10 protein-coding genes are annotated in these 12,835 nt (G+C 60.0%); all 10 read right to left on the reverse strand.

Annotated features, from left to right (window positions below; genetic code table 11):
* Positions 1-37: 37 nt before the first annotated feature.
* The 10 genes from C8K66_RS12495 to C8K66_RS12540 all read right to left on the reverse strand — a co-directional run bounded on the left by C8K66_RS12495 (position 38) and on the right by C8K66_RS12540 (position 12,815).
* Entirely contained in the window at positions 38-1,600 is a 1,563-nt protein-coding gene (locus C8K66_RS12495) for a SpoVR family protein (protein WP_108524962.1), read from the reverse strand.
* Positions 1,597-2,868 (reverse strand): YeaH/YhbH family protein, encoded by a 1,272-nt coding sequence (locus C8K66_RS12500; protein WP_017847815.1) that lies wholly within the window; start codon positions 2,866-2,868, stop codon positions 1,597-1,599. Before C8K66_RS12500 ends, C8K66_RS12495 begins: the two co-directional genes overlap by 4 nt.
* A 113-nt stretch (positions 2,869-2,981) precedes the next feature.
* The gene (locus tag C8K66_RS12505) at positions 2,982-4,904 is read right to left on the reverse strand and encodes a PrkA family serine protein kinase (protein WP_017847814.1); all 1,923 of its coding nucleotides are present in this window, start codon (positions 4,902-4,904) and stop codon (positions 2,982-2,984) included.
* Positions 4,905-5,189: 285 nt separating this feature from the next.
* Positions 5,190-5,519, reverse strand: a complete 330-nt coding sequence (gene glpE / locus C8K66_RS12510; protein ID WP_046381857.1) for a thiosulfate sulfurtransferase GlpE — start codon at positions 5,517-5,519, stop codon at positions 5,190-5,192.
* 33 nt (positions 5,520-5,552) lie between these two features.
* Positions 5,553-6,404 (reverse strand): symmetrical bis(5'-nucleosyl)-tetraphosphatase, encoded by an 852-nt coding sequence (locus C8K66_RS12515; protein ID WP_079444819.1) that lies wholly within the window; start codon positions 6,402-6,404, stop codon positions 5,553-5,555.
* On the reverse strand, positions 6,404-6,784 hold the full coding sequence (gene apaG, locus C8K66_RS12520; RefSeq protein ID WP_017847811.1) for a Co2+/Mg2+ efflux protein ApaG: 381 nt from the start codon (positions 6,782-6,784) through the stop codon (positions 6,404-6,406). Before apaG ends, C8K66_RS12515 begins: the two co-directional genes overlap by 1 nt.
* A gap of 107 nt (positions 6,785-6,891) precedes the next feature.
* Positions 6,892-7,704 (reverse strand): 16S rRNA (adenine(1518)-N(6)/adenine(1519)-N(6))-dimethyltransferase RsmA, encoded by an 813-nt coding sequence (gene rsmA / locus C8K66_RS12525; protein WP_108524964.1) that lies wholly within the window; start codon positions 7,702-7,704, stop codon positions 6,892-6,894.
* A complete protein-coding gene (pdxA, locus tag C8K66_RS12530; protein ID WP_017847809.1) occupies positions 7,701-8,690 on the reverse strand; it encodes a 4-hydroxythreonine-4-phosphate dehydrogenase PdxA in 990 nt (329 codons plus the stop codon). The genes rsmA and pdxA overlap by 4 nt, the downstream gene beginning before the upstream one ends.
* Positions 8,687-10,027, reverse strand: a complete 1,341-nt coding sequence (locus tag C8K66_RS12535; protein WP_026140134.1) for a peptidylprolyl isomerase — start codon at positions 10,025-10,027, stop codon at positions 8,687-8,689. The genes pdxA and C8K66_RS12535 overlap by 4 nt, the downstream gene beginning before the upstream one ends.
* Positions 10,002-12,815 (reverse strand): LPS-assembly protein LptD, encoded by a 2,814-nt coding sequence (locus C8K66_RS12540; protein WP_108524966.1) that lies wholly within the window; start codon positions 12,813-12,815, stop codon positions 10,002-10,004. The genes C8K66_RS12535 and C8K66_RS12540 overlap by 26 nt, the downstream gene beginning before the upstream one ends.
* Between the last annotated feature and the right edge of the window lie 20 nt (positions 12,816-12,835).

Raw genomic sequence — 12,835 nt, forward strand, 5'->3', positions numbered from 1 at the left:
ATAACGCCTGTGCCCGGCCAATGGAGGCTTTGCCGTTTCAGAGATGAACGACGGCCAGGTCCAGGCGGCCGTAGTCGTTATCGTTGTGATCGCTGCGTGGGGGGACGTGGTGGGTTTTCATCACCTGATCGCCCTGCAGGGTTTCCAGGTGGATGTCGAACCCCCACAGCCGATGCAGGTGCTTGAGTACTTCCTCGGTGGACTCGCCCAGGGGTTTGCGGTCGTGCTGCTGGTGACGCAGGGTCAGCGAGCGGTCGCCGCGCACGTCGATGCTGTAGATCTGCACGTTGGGCTCGCGGTTGCCCAGGTTGTACTGCGCCGCCAGGGTTTCGCGAATGGTGCGGTAGCCGGGCTCGTCGTGGATGGCCGGCACCACCAGGTCGTCCTTGAGGTCGTCATCGAGGATGCTGAACAGCTTGAGGTCGCGAATCACCTTGGGCGACAGGTACTGCAGGATGAAGCTCTCGTCCTTGAAGCTGCTCATGGCGAACTTGATGGTGGAAAGCCAGTCGGTGCCGGCGATTTCCGGGAACCAGTGGCGGTCTTCCTCAGTGGGGTTTTCGCACATGCGCCGGATGTCGCGATACATGGCAAAGCCCAGCGCATACGGGTTGATGCCGCTGTAGTACGGGCTGTCGAAGCCGGGTTGGAACACCACGCTGGTGTGGGAAGTGAGGAACTCCATCATGAAGCCGTCAGTGACCAAGCCTTCGTCGTACAGGTCGTTTATCAGGGTGTAGTGCCAGAACGTCGCCCAGCCTTCGTTCATCACCTGGGTCTGGCGCTGTGGGTAAAAGTACTGGGCGATCTTGCGCACGATACGCACGATTTCCCGTTGCCACGGCTCCAGCAGGGGCGCGTGCTTTTCCAGGAAATACAGGATGTTTTCCTGAGGTTCGGCGGGGAAGCGCGCATTGTCCTTGTCGCTGTTTTTATCGGCGCGTTTGGGAATGGTGCGCCACAGGTCGTTGATCTGCTTCTGCAGGTGTTCCTCGCGCTCCTTCTGGCGCAGGCGTTCTTCTTCGGCGGAAATCGGATACGGGCGTTTGTAGCGATCGACGCCGTAGTTCATCAGGGCATGGCAGGAGTCGAGCAAGTCTTCCACCGCATCGATGCCGTGGCGCTCCTCGCACTGCATGATGTACTGCTTGGCGAACACCAGATAATCGATGATCGAGCTGGCGTCGGTCCAGGTGCGAAACAGGTAGTTGCCCTTGAAGAAACTGTTATGCCCGTAGCAGGCATGAGCCACCACCAGCGCCTGCATGCAGATGGTGTTTTCTTCCATCAGGTAGGCGATGCAAGGGTCGGAGTTGATCACGATTTCGTAGGCCAGACCCATCTGGCCGCGGCTGTAGGACTTTTCGGTGCTGAGGAAGTGTTTGCCGTAGGACCAATGGTGGTAACCCAGGGGCATGCCTACCGAAGCGTAGGCATCCATCATCTGTTCGGCGGTGATCACTTCGATCTGGTTGGGATAGGTGTCCAGGGCATAACCGGCCGCGATGCGGCTGATTTCCCGGTCGTAGGCCTGGATCAGTTCAAAGGTCCACTCAGACCCCGTGGAAATGGGTTGGCGTTTATGCTCTTTGGCGGTCATGTCACTAACCTGCGCTGGAAGAGTTCACGGAAGACCGGATAGATATCGCCGGCCGAGACCAATTGCTGTTGGGCGAACGTGTCGGCGAAGGCTTCGCCGATGCGCTCGTATTCGAACCACAGCGCCTGGTGCTCACGGGGGGTGATCTCGACATAAGTGTAGTACTGCACGAATGGCATGATCTGGTTGATCAAGATGTCGCGGCAGATCGGCGAGTCGTCATTCCAGTTGTCGCCGTCGGAGGCCTGCGCCGCGTAGATGTTCCAGTCGTTGGCCGGGTAGCGCTCGGCCATGATTTCCTGCATCAGTTTCAACGCGCTGGAGACGATGGTGCCGCCGGTTTCCCGTGAATAGAAGAATTCCTCCTCATCGACTTCCCGGGCGCTGGTGTGGTGGCGGATGAACACCACATCGATCTTGTCGTAGTTGCGCTTGAGGAACAGGTACAGCAGGATGAAAAAGCGCTTGGCGATGTCTTTGGTGGCCTGGGTCATGGAGCCGGACACGTCCATCAGGCAGAACATCACCGCCTTGGAGCTTGGGTTGGGTTGTTTGACCAACAGGTTGTATTTCAAGTCGAAGGTGTCGAGGAACGGCACGCGGTGAATGCGCGCGCTGAGTTTCTCGATTTCTGTCTCGATTTCCTGGATATCGCCGAAGTTGTCCGGTTCTTCGCGTTTCAAGCGCGCCAACTCTTCCTTGGCCTCCTTCAATTTGGCGCGGCTGCTGCCGGACAGGGCGATGCGCCGGGCGTGTGCCGAACGCAGGGTGCGGATGATGTTGATCCGGGAAGGGTTGCCTTCGTTGCTGATCCCGGCGCGCACGGTCTTGAACGTGTCGGTGCCGGTCAGGTTGCGCTTGACCAGGTTGGGCAGTTCGAGGTCTTCGAACATGAATTCGAGGAATTCTTCCTGGGTGATCTGGAACACGAACTCATCCATGCCTTCGCCGGAGTTACCCGCCTTGCCGGGGCCTTTGCCGCCGCCACCGCCTTGGGGGCGCTGGATGTGTTCGCCGGTGGTGAACTCCTTGTTGCCCGGATGCACGACAGTCTGCTTGCCCCCCCGGCCGTGGTGCAGCACCGGTTCGTCGATGTCCCGTCCGGGAATGCTGATCTGTTCGCCATGCTCCATGTCGGTGATGGAACGGCGGCTTACGGCCTCTTCAACGGCCTTTTTGATGTGGTCACGGTAACGCCGCAGGAAACGTTGACGGTTTACCGTGCTCTTGTTCTTGCCATTGAGGCGTCGGTCGATCACATAGCTCATGGGGAGCCCTCCGGGCAGCTTCACGTTACAAGCTTCAAGCCGCGAGCTGGAAGCTTAGAGACAAGCGGTCGACTGCCAGGCCATGGGCCCGGCAGTACACGCCCGTCGCTGCCTTACTGCGATTTGCGCACCCGCAGATACCACTCGGAGAGCAAACGTACCTGTTTGTCGGTGTAGCCACGCTCGACCATCCGTGTAACGAAGTCGTTGTGTTTTTGCTGATCCTCCTTGCTGGCCTTGGCGTTGAAGCTGATGACCGGCAGCAGATCCTCGGTGTTGGAGAACATTTTCTTCTCGATGACCACCCGCAGCTTCTCGTAGCTGAGCCAAGTGGGGTTCTTGCCGTTGTTGTTGGCGCGGGCGCGCAGCACGAAGTTGACGATTTCGTTGCGGAAATCCTTCGGATTGCTGATGCCGGCGGGTTTTTCGATCTTTTCCAGTTCCTCGTTGAGGGCTACGCGGTTGAGGATTTCGCCGGTTTCCGGATCGCGGTATTCCTGGTCCTGAATCCAGAAGTCGGCATACAGCACGTAGCGGTCGAAGATGTTCTGGCCGTACTCGCTGTAGGATTCCAGGTACGCAGTCTGGATTTCCTTGCCGATGAACTCGATATAGCGCGGCGCCAGGTATTCCTTGAGGAAGCGCAGGTAGCGTTCGCGGGTTTCGGCCTGGAATTGTTCCTGTTCGATCTGCTGCTCCAGCACATAGAGCAAGTGGACCGGGTTGGCGGCGATCTCGTGAGGGTCGAAGTTAAACACCTTGGACAGGATCTTGAACGCGAAGCGCGTCGACAGGCCGTTCATGCCCTCATCCACGCCGGCGGTGTCGCGGTATTCCTGGATCGACTTGGCCTTCGGATCGGTGTCCTTGAGGTTTTCGCCGTCGTACACGCGCATCTTCGAATAGATATTCGAGTTCTCCGGCTCCTTGAGGCGCGATAGCACGGTGAATTGCGCGAGCATCTTCAAGGTGTCGGGCGCGCAATGGGCCTTGGCCAGGGAGCTGTTGAACAGCAGCTTGTCGTAGATCTTGATTTCATCGCTGACCCGCAGGCAGTACGGCACCTTGACGATGTAGATCCGGTCGATGAAGGCTTCGTTGTTCTTGTTGTTGCGGAAGGTGTGCCATTCCGATTCGTTGGAGTGGGCCAGCAGGATCCCGGTGAACGGAATCGCGCCGAGGCCTTCGGTACTGTTGTAGTTGCCTTCCTGGGTGGCGGTGAGCAGTGGGTGCAGGACCTTGATCGGAGCCTTGAACATCTCCACGAATTCCATCAGGCCCTGGTTGGCCCGGCACAGTGCGCCCGAGTAGCTGTAGGCGTCGGCGTCGTTTTGTGGGAATTCTTCCAGTTTGCGGATATCGACTTTGCCCACCAGCGCCGAGATGTCCTGGTTGTTCTCATCGCCCGGCTCGGTCTTGGCCACGCCGATCTGGTTGAGGATCGACGGGTAGAGTTTCACCACGCGGAACTGGCTGATGTCACCGCCGAACTCGGCCAGGCGCTTGGTGGCCCAGGGCGACATGATGGTGTTGAGGTAGCGCCGTGGGATGCCGAAGTCTTCTTCGAGGATCGCGCCATCTTCCGTGGCGTTGAACAGGCCCAGGGGCGACTCGAAGACCGGCGAACCCTTGATGGCGTAGAAGGGCACTTTCTCGATCAGTTGTTTGAGCTTTTCGGCCAGGGACGATTTACCGCCGCCAACCGGGCCGAGCAGGTAGAGGATTTGTTTCTTCTCTTCCAGGCCTTGGGCGGCGTGCCGGAAGTAGGAGACGATCTGGTCGATGCATTCTTCCATGCCGTGGAAGTCTTCAAAGGCCGGATAGCGGCGGATCACCTTGTTCGAGAAGATTCGCGACAGACGCGAATTGTTGGAGGTGTCCACCAACTGCGGCTCGCCAATCGCCAGTAACAAACGCTCGGCGGCAGACGCGTAGGTGCTGCGGTCACGCTTGCACAGGTCGAGATACTCTTGCAGTGTGAGTTCTTCCTGCTGCGTGGACTCGAAGCGTTGTTGGAAGTGGCTAAAAATACTCATGACGTCGTCACCTCGCTCGATACGTGGAGCCGACGCCGGATCAATCAGTCGATGCTGGCAGTCATTGACGAACGCCAATGGCCGTTTTCCCCCCAGAACACCCTGAAACGCTACCGATGACCCGCACGCCGGTGTACCGGCTCTCCCCTGATTCGGATGGCCTGCGCTTAAGGATAGTTCGGAATCCGCTAGGTAAAGGAGGGATACGCAATTAGTTTGGGTGCGCCGTTCGTCAGAAACGGCGCAAGCCCAAGCGTCACGCGGGGTGGCGGGGTGTGAAAAAAATTATTGCGAATCGCCGGAGGCAATTTCTGCAGGATAGGTCGTACGCCACAGCTCAAAGCCACCGTCCAGACTGTAGACGTCGGAGAAGCCCTGGCTGATCAGATAGGCGGCCGCGCTCTGGCTGGAATTGCCGTGATAGCAGGCCACGATCACCGGCGCGTCGAGGTCGGCGGCGCGGATGAAATCGGCGATGTTGTGGTTATCCAGGTGCCGGGCGCCTTTGATGTGGTTCAGGGCGTAGGTCTGCGGATCACGAATATCCACCACCACCGCGCCTTGTTCGCGCAGGGCCTGGGCTTGTTCGGGTGGGATACGTTTGAATTCGCTCATGGCGGGCTCCTTGGGTTTGGCTGCAAGCGGCGTCTAGCGCTTCGCGGCAACCGACGGGGTCACGGGAAGAGGGGAAGGGCACTGGCAGCTCAGGCGCTCGCCGGTGTCGATGTTCATCAGGGTCATGGCGCCGCCCCACACGCAGCCGGTGTCGAGGGCGAACACGCCGGGTTCATCGCATTTGCCTTCGAGGGCCGCCCAGTGACCGAAGATGATCTTCGTGTCGCGGGTCTTGCGTTCCTTGTGGGCGAACCACGGTTTGTAGCCGGGCAGCGCGGTGTCGGCGCCTTCCTTGCTCTTGAGGTCCAGTTTGCCGTCGGCGGTGCAGAAGCGCATGCGTGTGAAATAGTTGGTGATCACGCGCAGGCGGGCGACGCCCGTCAGGTCGTTGTCCCATTTCACCGGTTCATTGCCGTACATGCCGTCGAGATAGGCGACGTACAGGTTGTCATCGGCCAGGGCGCTTTCGACTTCGGCGGCGCACTTGAGGGCTTTTTTCAGCGTCCACTGCGGTGGAATGCCGGCATGGACCAGCACCATGTCGCGCTGTTCGTCGTAGTGCATGATCTTTTGCCGGCGCAGCCAGTCCAGCAAGTCGGTGCGATCCGGGGCCTCGAGGATTTCCCGCAGGGTATCGGCCTTTTTCAGGCGCTCGATGTTACTGCCGGCCGCGAGCAGGTGCAGGTCGTGGTTGCCCAGTACGCACACCAGGGAATCGCGCAGGCCATATAGATAGCGCAGGGTCTCCAGGGATTCGGGGCCACGATTGACCAGGTCGCCTACCAGCCACAGGCGATCGTTCGCTGGGTCGAAGGCCACGCGTTCGAGCAGGCACTTGAGGGGTTGCAGGCAGCCTTGCAGGTCGCCGACCGCATAGGTTGCCATCAGTGCAAGGCTCCGGGCACGGCCAGGCGAAATGGCTTGATGATCGCGTCGAACAGTTTGCCGTCAGTGGCTTTCATCTGATACGAACCTTGCATGGTGCCGACCTTGGACGTCATCACCGTGCCGCTGCTGTAGGTATGGCTGGCGCCGATATCGATCAGCGGTTGCTGGCCGACCACGCCGGCACCCCGCACCTCCTCCACTTGACCGTCACCGTCGGTGATCACCCAGTGGCGTGACAGCAGCTTGGCCGGCACCAGCCCGTTGTTTTTCACCGTGATGGTGTAGGCAAAGGCGAAACGGTTGTGTTCAGGTTGCGATTGGTCCGCCAGGAAGCGGGTAACGACGCTGACGTCGATCTGGTAGCGAGGATCGGACATGCAAGAGGCCTTAAAAGCAAAAGCGGAGGACAGCAGATGCGGATCAGTCTAGGCCAAGAGGCGGGCACTAGGCCAGACATGCTGTCGGGCCTGGTGCAGGGCGGGCTTCAGTCCGCGACGGGCGGCGGCTGGATCGCAAGCTGGTCGGCCAGGCGCACGAATGCGGCCAGGTCCAGTTGTTCCGGGCGCAGGCTGCCGTCGACGCCAGCGGCTTCGATCTCGGCGTTGCTCAACAGCGCTTTGAGCGTATTGCGCAGGGTCTTGCGGCGCTGGTTGAAGGCTTCGCGCACGACGCGCTCCAACAGTTTGTGATCCTTGGCCGGGTGCGGCAGCACGGCGTGAGGAACCAGGCGCACGATGGCCGAATCGACCTTCGGCGGCGGGTTGAACGCGCCCGGGCCAACATTGAACAGATGTTCGACGCGGCAGTGGTACTGAACCATGATCGACAGGCGGCCCCAATCGCCGCCGCCAGGGCCGGCGGCTAGGCGCTCAACCACTTCTTTCTGCAGCATGAAGTGCATGTCGCGGATGATCCCTGCGTTGTTCAGCAGGTGGAAGATCAGCGGCGTGGAGATGTTGTACGGCAGGTTACCCACCACCCGCAGGCTGTTGGGCGCGGCATTGAGGCTGGTGAAGTCGAACTTCAGCGCATCGCCCTGGTGCAGGATGAAGTTGGACTTGCCGCCAAACTGCTGATTGAGGATCGGGATCAGGTCTTTATCGAGCTCAACCACATCCAGTTGCGCGCCGCTGCCCAGCAGGCCTTGGGTCAGTGCGCCCTGGCCCGGGCCGATTTCCAGCAGACGGTCTTCGGGCTTGGCATGGATGGAGCGCAGGATGCGGTCGATCACGCCAGCGTCGTGCAGGAAGTTTTGCCCGAAGCGCTTGCGCGCCCGGTGTTGGTAATGCTCGGTCATATACGGGTCTCGGCCATCTGATAGGCGGTTTCCAGGGCCACGCGCAGGCTGCCGGTATCGATCTTGCCGCTGCCCGCCAGGTCCAGGGCGGTGCCATGGTCGACGGAAGTGCGGATGATCGGCAGGCCCAGCGTCACGTTGACTGCGGCGCCGAAGCCTTTGTATTTCAGCACGGGCAGCCCCTGGTCATGGTACATCGCCAGCACTGCGTCGCAGTGCTCCAGATATTTGGGGGTAAACAGAGTGTCCGCGGGCAATGGGCCACGCAGGTCCATGCCGTCTTGGCGCAGACGCTCCAGGGTGGGTTCGATGATGTCGATTTCTTCATGGCCCAGATGGCCGCCCTCGCCGGCGTGGGGGTTGAGCCCGCAGACCAGGATGCGCGGTTGGGCGATGCCGAATTTCTGTTGCAGGTCGGCATGCAGGATGCGCGTGACGCGCTCCAGGCGTTCGACGGTGATGGCATCGGCCACGTCGCGCAACGGCAAATGCGTGGTCACCAGGGCGACGCGCAGGCCATGTGTGGCCAGCATCATCACGACTTGGGGGGTGTGGGTCAGTTCGGCGAGGAATTCGGTATGGCCGGAAAAGGCGATGCCGGATTCGTTGATCACACCCTTGTGTACGGGGGCGGTGATCATGCCGGCGAAGTCGCCGTCGATACACCCTTGCCCTGCACGGGTCAGGGTTTGCAGCACAAAGGCCGCATTGGCCTTGTCCAGTTGCCCGGCGACCACCTTGGCCTGCAGCGGGGTATCCCATACATACAGGCTGCCCGCAGGAGCCGGCAGGTCGGGCCAGTTACCCGGCGCAACGTCCAGCAGCTTGACGGCCACGCCCAGTTGCGCGGCCCGCTCAAGGAGCAGGTCGCGGCTGGTAATGGCGATCAGGGGGTGTGGCTGGGGCTGCGAGGCGAGCAGCAGGCACAGGTCTGGACCAATGCCGGCCGGCTCGCCGGGTGTCACCGCGAAACGCTGGGGTTTCACTGGTTTGCCTGGTTGGTGCCTGTTTGCTCGGCGCCTGGCAGTTTGTTTTCTACGTAGGCTTCGTCACGGATCTGACGCAGCCAGGTTTGCAGCTCTTCATCGTACTTGCGGTTGCGCAGGACGGTCAGGGCTTGCTGTTCGCGGGCCTGGCTGGTGTTGTCGGTGGCGCGGCGGCCAAGGACTTCCAGTACATGCCAGCCATATTGCGTCTTGAACGGTTTGGACAGTACGCCTTGCGGGGTCTTGGCCATCACTTCCTGGAACTCTGGCACCAATGCTTTCGGGTCGATCCAGTTGAGGTCGCCACCGTTGAGGGCGGAACCTGGGTCTTCCGAGAAGCTTTTGGCCAGGGTGGCAAAGTCTTCGCCGCTTTCGATGCGGTCATAGATCTTCTGGGCCAGTTCCTTGGTTTGCGCTTCGGTGCGGATTTCGCTTGGTTTAACCAGGATGTGACGAACGTGGACTTCGTCTTTCAGCGAGGTCTCGCCGCCGCGACGTTCCAGCAACTTGAGGATGATGAAGCCGCCTGGGGTGCGGGCTGGCTGGGTAATGCCTCCCACTTCCATGGCACTCAGCTCACGGTCGAACGGCGGTGGCAATTGAGCGGCTTTACGCCAGCCCATATCGCCGCCTTCCAGTGCGTTGTCGCTGCCGGATTGGGCGATTGCCATCTGGGCGAAGTCGGCACCGGCCTTCAGGCGATCATAGATAGCCTGGGTTTTGGCGGCGGCTGCATTGAGCTGCTCAGAGTTGGCGCTGTCCGGGGTCGGGATCAGGATGTTGGCCAGGTGCAGTTCTTCGGAGAGCTGCATCTTGCCCAGGTCCGATGCGAGGAAGTTCTTCACTTCCTGCTCGGATACCTGAACCCGCTCGGCCACACGGCGCTGACGCACACGGCTGATGATCATTTCGCGGCGGATCTGGTCACGCGCGTCCTCATAGGACAGGCCGTCGTGGGCCAGGGCGGCGCGGAACTGATCGATGCTCATGTTGTTGCGTTGCGCGATCGTGCCAACAGCCTGGTTCAGTTCTTCGTCCGAAATACGGATGCCGGAACGATCGCCGATCTGCAATTGCAGGTTTTCGACGATCAGGCGCTCCAGCACCTGTTGGTCCAGGACGCTGGTCGGCGGCACACCACCGCCACGCTTGGCGATGGTTTGCTGAACTTCCTTGACCCGTTGGTCCAGTTGGCTCTGCATGATCACGTCGTTATCGACGATGGCCACGACCTTATCCAGCTGTTGAACCGCGGCATGCGCCGATGCGGTACCCAGGAACAGCGCGCCCAGCACGAGCGGGCGCAGACAATCAGAAAGCTTGATCTTCACGTTCACGATAACCTTGAATGCCTTTGTCGAGGAAGCTCTCTACCTTGGCGCCGGTCAGGCCGCCGAGTCCTTTGAGGACGATCTGGAAGAAGAGCCCGTGGTCACCCTTTTCGTTAAGCGGGGCGATCTGGCTGTATTCGTCGTTGGAAACCCAGTAACGGTTGATGACGCGCAGTTTCCAGCAGCAGTTGTCGTACTCGAAACCACCGAAGGCTTCCAGGGTACGGTTGCGGGCGTAGTCGTACTGCCAGCGGGTGATCATGTTCCACTGGGGAACAATCGGCCACATCATCGAGAAGTCGTGTTGTTGGATTTTGTAGTAATCCTTCACGAAGTTTGGTTGGCCTTCCGTGCCGTAGTCGCCACCAAACTGCCATTTGCCGGTCAACTGGTTGTAGACCACTTGGTCGTTGCGATAGCGATAACCGAGGTTGACGATCTTGTTCGGGTTGTCTTCCGGCTGGTAGTGGAACATCGCGCTGCCGGAACGTGGGGCGTGGCTTTCCGTGTCCCAGTTGTAATCGGCAGTGGCGCGCCAGTCGCGGTTGAAGCGGAACTCGTAGTCCAGCGCGATCGGCGAAACGTCGCTCTGGGCGTCGGCGCGGTCGGCCGCCAGGATGCCGGGCAGTTGAACCTCGCGGTCCTTGAAGTACAGGGCCTGGCCGACGCTGACGCGTTGGCGTTCGAAGCCGTTTTCTTCGATCCAGCGGCTGGTGACACCCAGGGACAGCTTATTCTCATCGCCGATCCGGTCCGAACCGACGAAGCGGTTGTCACGGAACAGCGAGGCATAGCTGAACGAGTATTCGCCGCTGTCAAAAACCGGGATGTCGCTCTGGTCTTTATTCGGAACATAAAGGTAGAACGCGCGCGGCTCGAGGGTTTGGCGATAGTCTTTGCCGAACCAGTTGGTGTTGCGGTCGAAGTACAGGCCGCTGTCGATGCTGGCGACTGGGACTGCACGGTCTTGCGAGCTTTTGAAAACACCGCCGGCGTATTTTGTGCCGTTTGTAACTGCATTTGCTTGCGCAGTCACGATGTCGTTTTTGCCTTGGCTGTCAAGGTCAAGGTCGTACTTGGTATAGACGTACTTCAACTTCGGCGTAATAAAGCCGTAGGTCCAGTTCATCGGGTATTCGACGGCGGGGGCCGCGTTCAAGCGAGTACCGTTTGCACGGGTCAGGCCTGTGACGTAGGTGTCCAGACGACGTGATACGAGGCCATTTTCATCGGAAAACATACCCTTTTCCAGGCTACGCTCAAACCTAACTGCTTCGGTCTCGTAGGTAAAATTCAACCCGCCCGGATGGTAAGGCAGCGCACCGTTGAAAGTAATCTGCGGCAAGCGATCATACGGCGTGATCTGAGAGATCGTCGCCAACTGATAAGCCTGGACATTCAAGCGCGCTTGATAAGAGTCGCCACGATAGGTCAAGGCGCCCTGTTGGTTGAGCGCATCCCGACTCTGAACCCCCTCTTCATACGACTTCAAATCCTGGAAGTAGTAAGGATCACTGATCTTGGTGTAATCCACCTGAGTCGTCAGTCGCGAATCCAACCCGCCCTTATGCTGCCAATTGAGCATATAACGGGTTTTTTCGTAATCGGTCTGCTTGCTGCGTTCGTTGCTGTCGTCGTTCAGGTACGCGCCGCCGAACTGGCCTTCGCTGGATTTGGTGAGGTAGCGGAATTCGCCTTCCATCAACAAGCCGCGCTTGGTCATGTATTGCGGGTACAACGTGGCGTCGTAGTTCGGTGCCAGGTTGAAGTAGTACGGCGTCACCAGCGTAAAGCCAGTCTCGCTGCCGGTGCTGAAGCTCGGCGGCAGGAAGCCGGATTGACGACGGTTGTCGATCGGGAAATAGATGTAAGGGGTATACAGGATCGGGATGTTCTTGATCCGCAACGTCGCGTTGGTGGCCGTACCGAAACCGGTGGCCGGGTTCAACGTGATGTTGTTGCCCTTGAGCTGCCAGGCGTTGCTGTCTGGCTCGCAGGTGGTGTACGTACCGTCCTTGAGACGGATGATCGCGTTTTCGGCGCGCTTGGCGTACAGCGCGTTACCGCGGATGCGTGACTTGTGCATCACGTATTCGGCGTTGTCGATCTGTGCCGCGCCGGTATCGAGCTGGACCTGGGCGTGGTCGCCGACGATCAGGGCGCCGTTGTCGCGCAGGCGGACGTTGCCGTTCAGCTCGCCACGGTTCTCGGCCTGGTACAGGCTGGCTTCTTCAGACTCCAGCTGCATGCTGCCCTGGCGCATGACGACGTCACCGGCCAGGGTCGCGACCTGCTGTTCCTGCTCGTAACGCGAGGCCTTGGCGCCGATGAAGGTCGGCGCATCGCTCTGGTTCGTCTTGTCGTTCATGCCAGGACGAATCGGCTCGATGTACGCGCCGGAGCAATAAGGACCGGTTTCCGCCAGTTGGGCGGCGGTCAGCTTCTCGCGAGGCACCCAGTCCAAGTGGCTGTAGTCGGCGCTGCGCGAACGCAGGCCACGGCCCTTGGATTCGGTGACCAGCATGGTCTTCGGCTCGGCCTCGGTGCCGCCTTCAGCGTTGGCTTGCGCCGTGCCGTTGGCCGAGCTGACGGCTGCACCGTCGTGCACCGGGCGCGGTGGCAATGGGGCGGCGGCGGTTTTCGGCGCGCAATCCCAGGCACCCGAAGCAGAGACTGAGCAGTCATACTGTTCCGCGGCGACCACGAATGAGGTGGCGAAAGGTTGCATGGCCAGCAGACTGCCGGTTACCAGCAACGGAAATTTTCTACGAAACGCGGGGGATTTCAATGCCATCTTATTAGTCCGGGCTTCCT

It is taken from the genome of Pseudomonas sp. GV105 (assembly GCF_003058185.1).
In the GTDB taxonomy this organism is placed as follows: domain Bacteria; phylum Pseudomonadota; class Gammaproteobacteria; order Pseudomonadales; family Pseudomonadaceae; genus Aquipseudomonas; species Aquipseudomonas veronii.

What these genes read in the sequence shown, in the direction of transcription:
- C8K66_RS12495 (WP_108524962.1), bottom strand. Translation starts at nt 1,600, where the DNA reads ATGACCGCCAAAGAGCATAAACGCCAACCCATTTCCACGGGGTCTGAG.
- C8K66_RS12500 (WP_017847815.1), bottom strand. Translation starts at nt 2,868, where the DNA reads ATGAGCTATGTGATCGACCGACGCCTCAATGGCAAGAACAAGAGCACG.
- C8K66_RS12505 (WP_017847814.1), bottom strand. Translation starts at nt 4,904, where the DNA reads ATGAGTATTTTTAGCCACTTCCAACAACGCTTCGAGTCCACGCAGCAG.
- glpE (WP_046381857.1), bottom strand. Translation starts at nt 5,519, where the DNA reads ATGAGCGAATTCAAACGTATCCCACCCGAACAAGCCCAGGCCCTGCGC.
- C8K66_RS12515 (WP_079444819.1), bottom strand. Translation starts at nt 6,404, where the DNA reads ATGGCAACCTATGCGGTCGGCGACCTGCAAGGCTGCCTGCAACCCCTC.
- apaG (WP_017847811.1), bottom strand. Translation starts at nt 6,784, where the DNA reads ATGTCCGATCCTCGCTACCAGATCGACGTCAGCGTCGTTACCCGCTTC.
- rsmA (WP_108524964.1), bottom strand. Translation starts at nt 7,704, where the DNA reads ATGACCGAGCATTACCAACACCGGGCGCGCAAGCGCTTCGGGCAAAAC.
- C8K66_RS12540 (WP_108524966.1), bottom strand. Translation starts at nt 12,815, where the DNA reads ATGGCATTGAAATCCCCCGCGTTTCGTAGAAAATTTCCGTTGCTGGTA.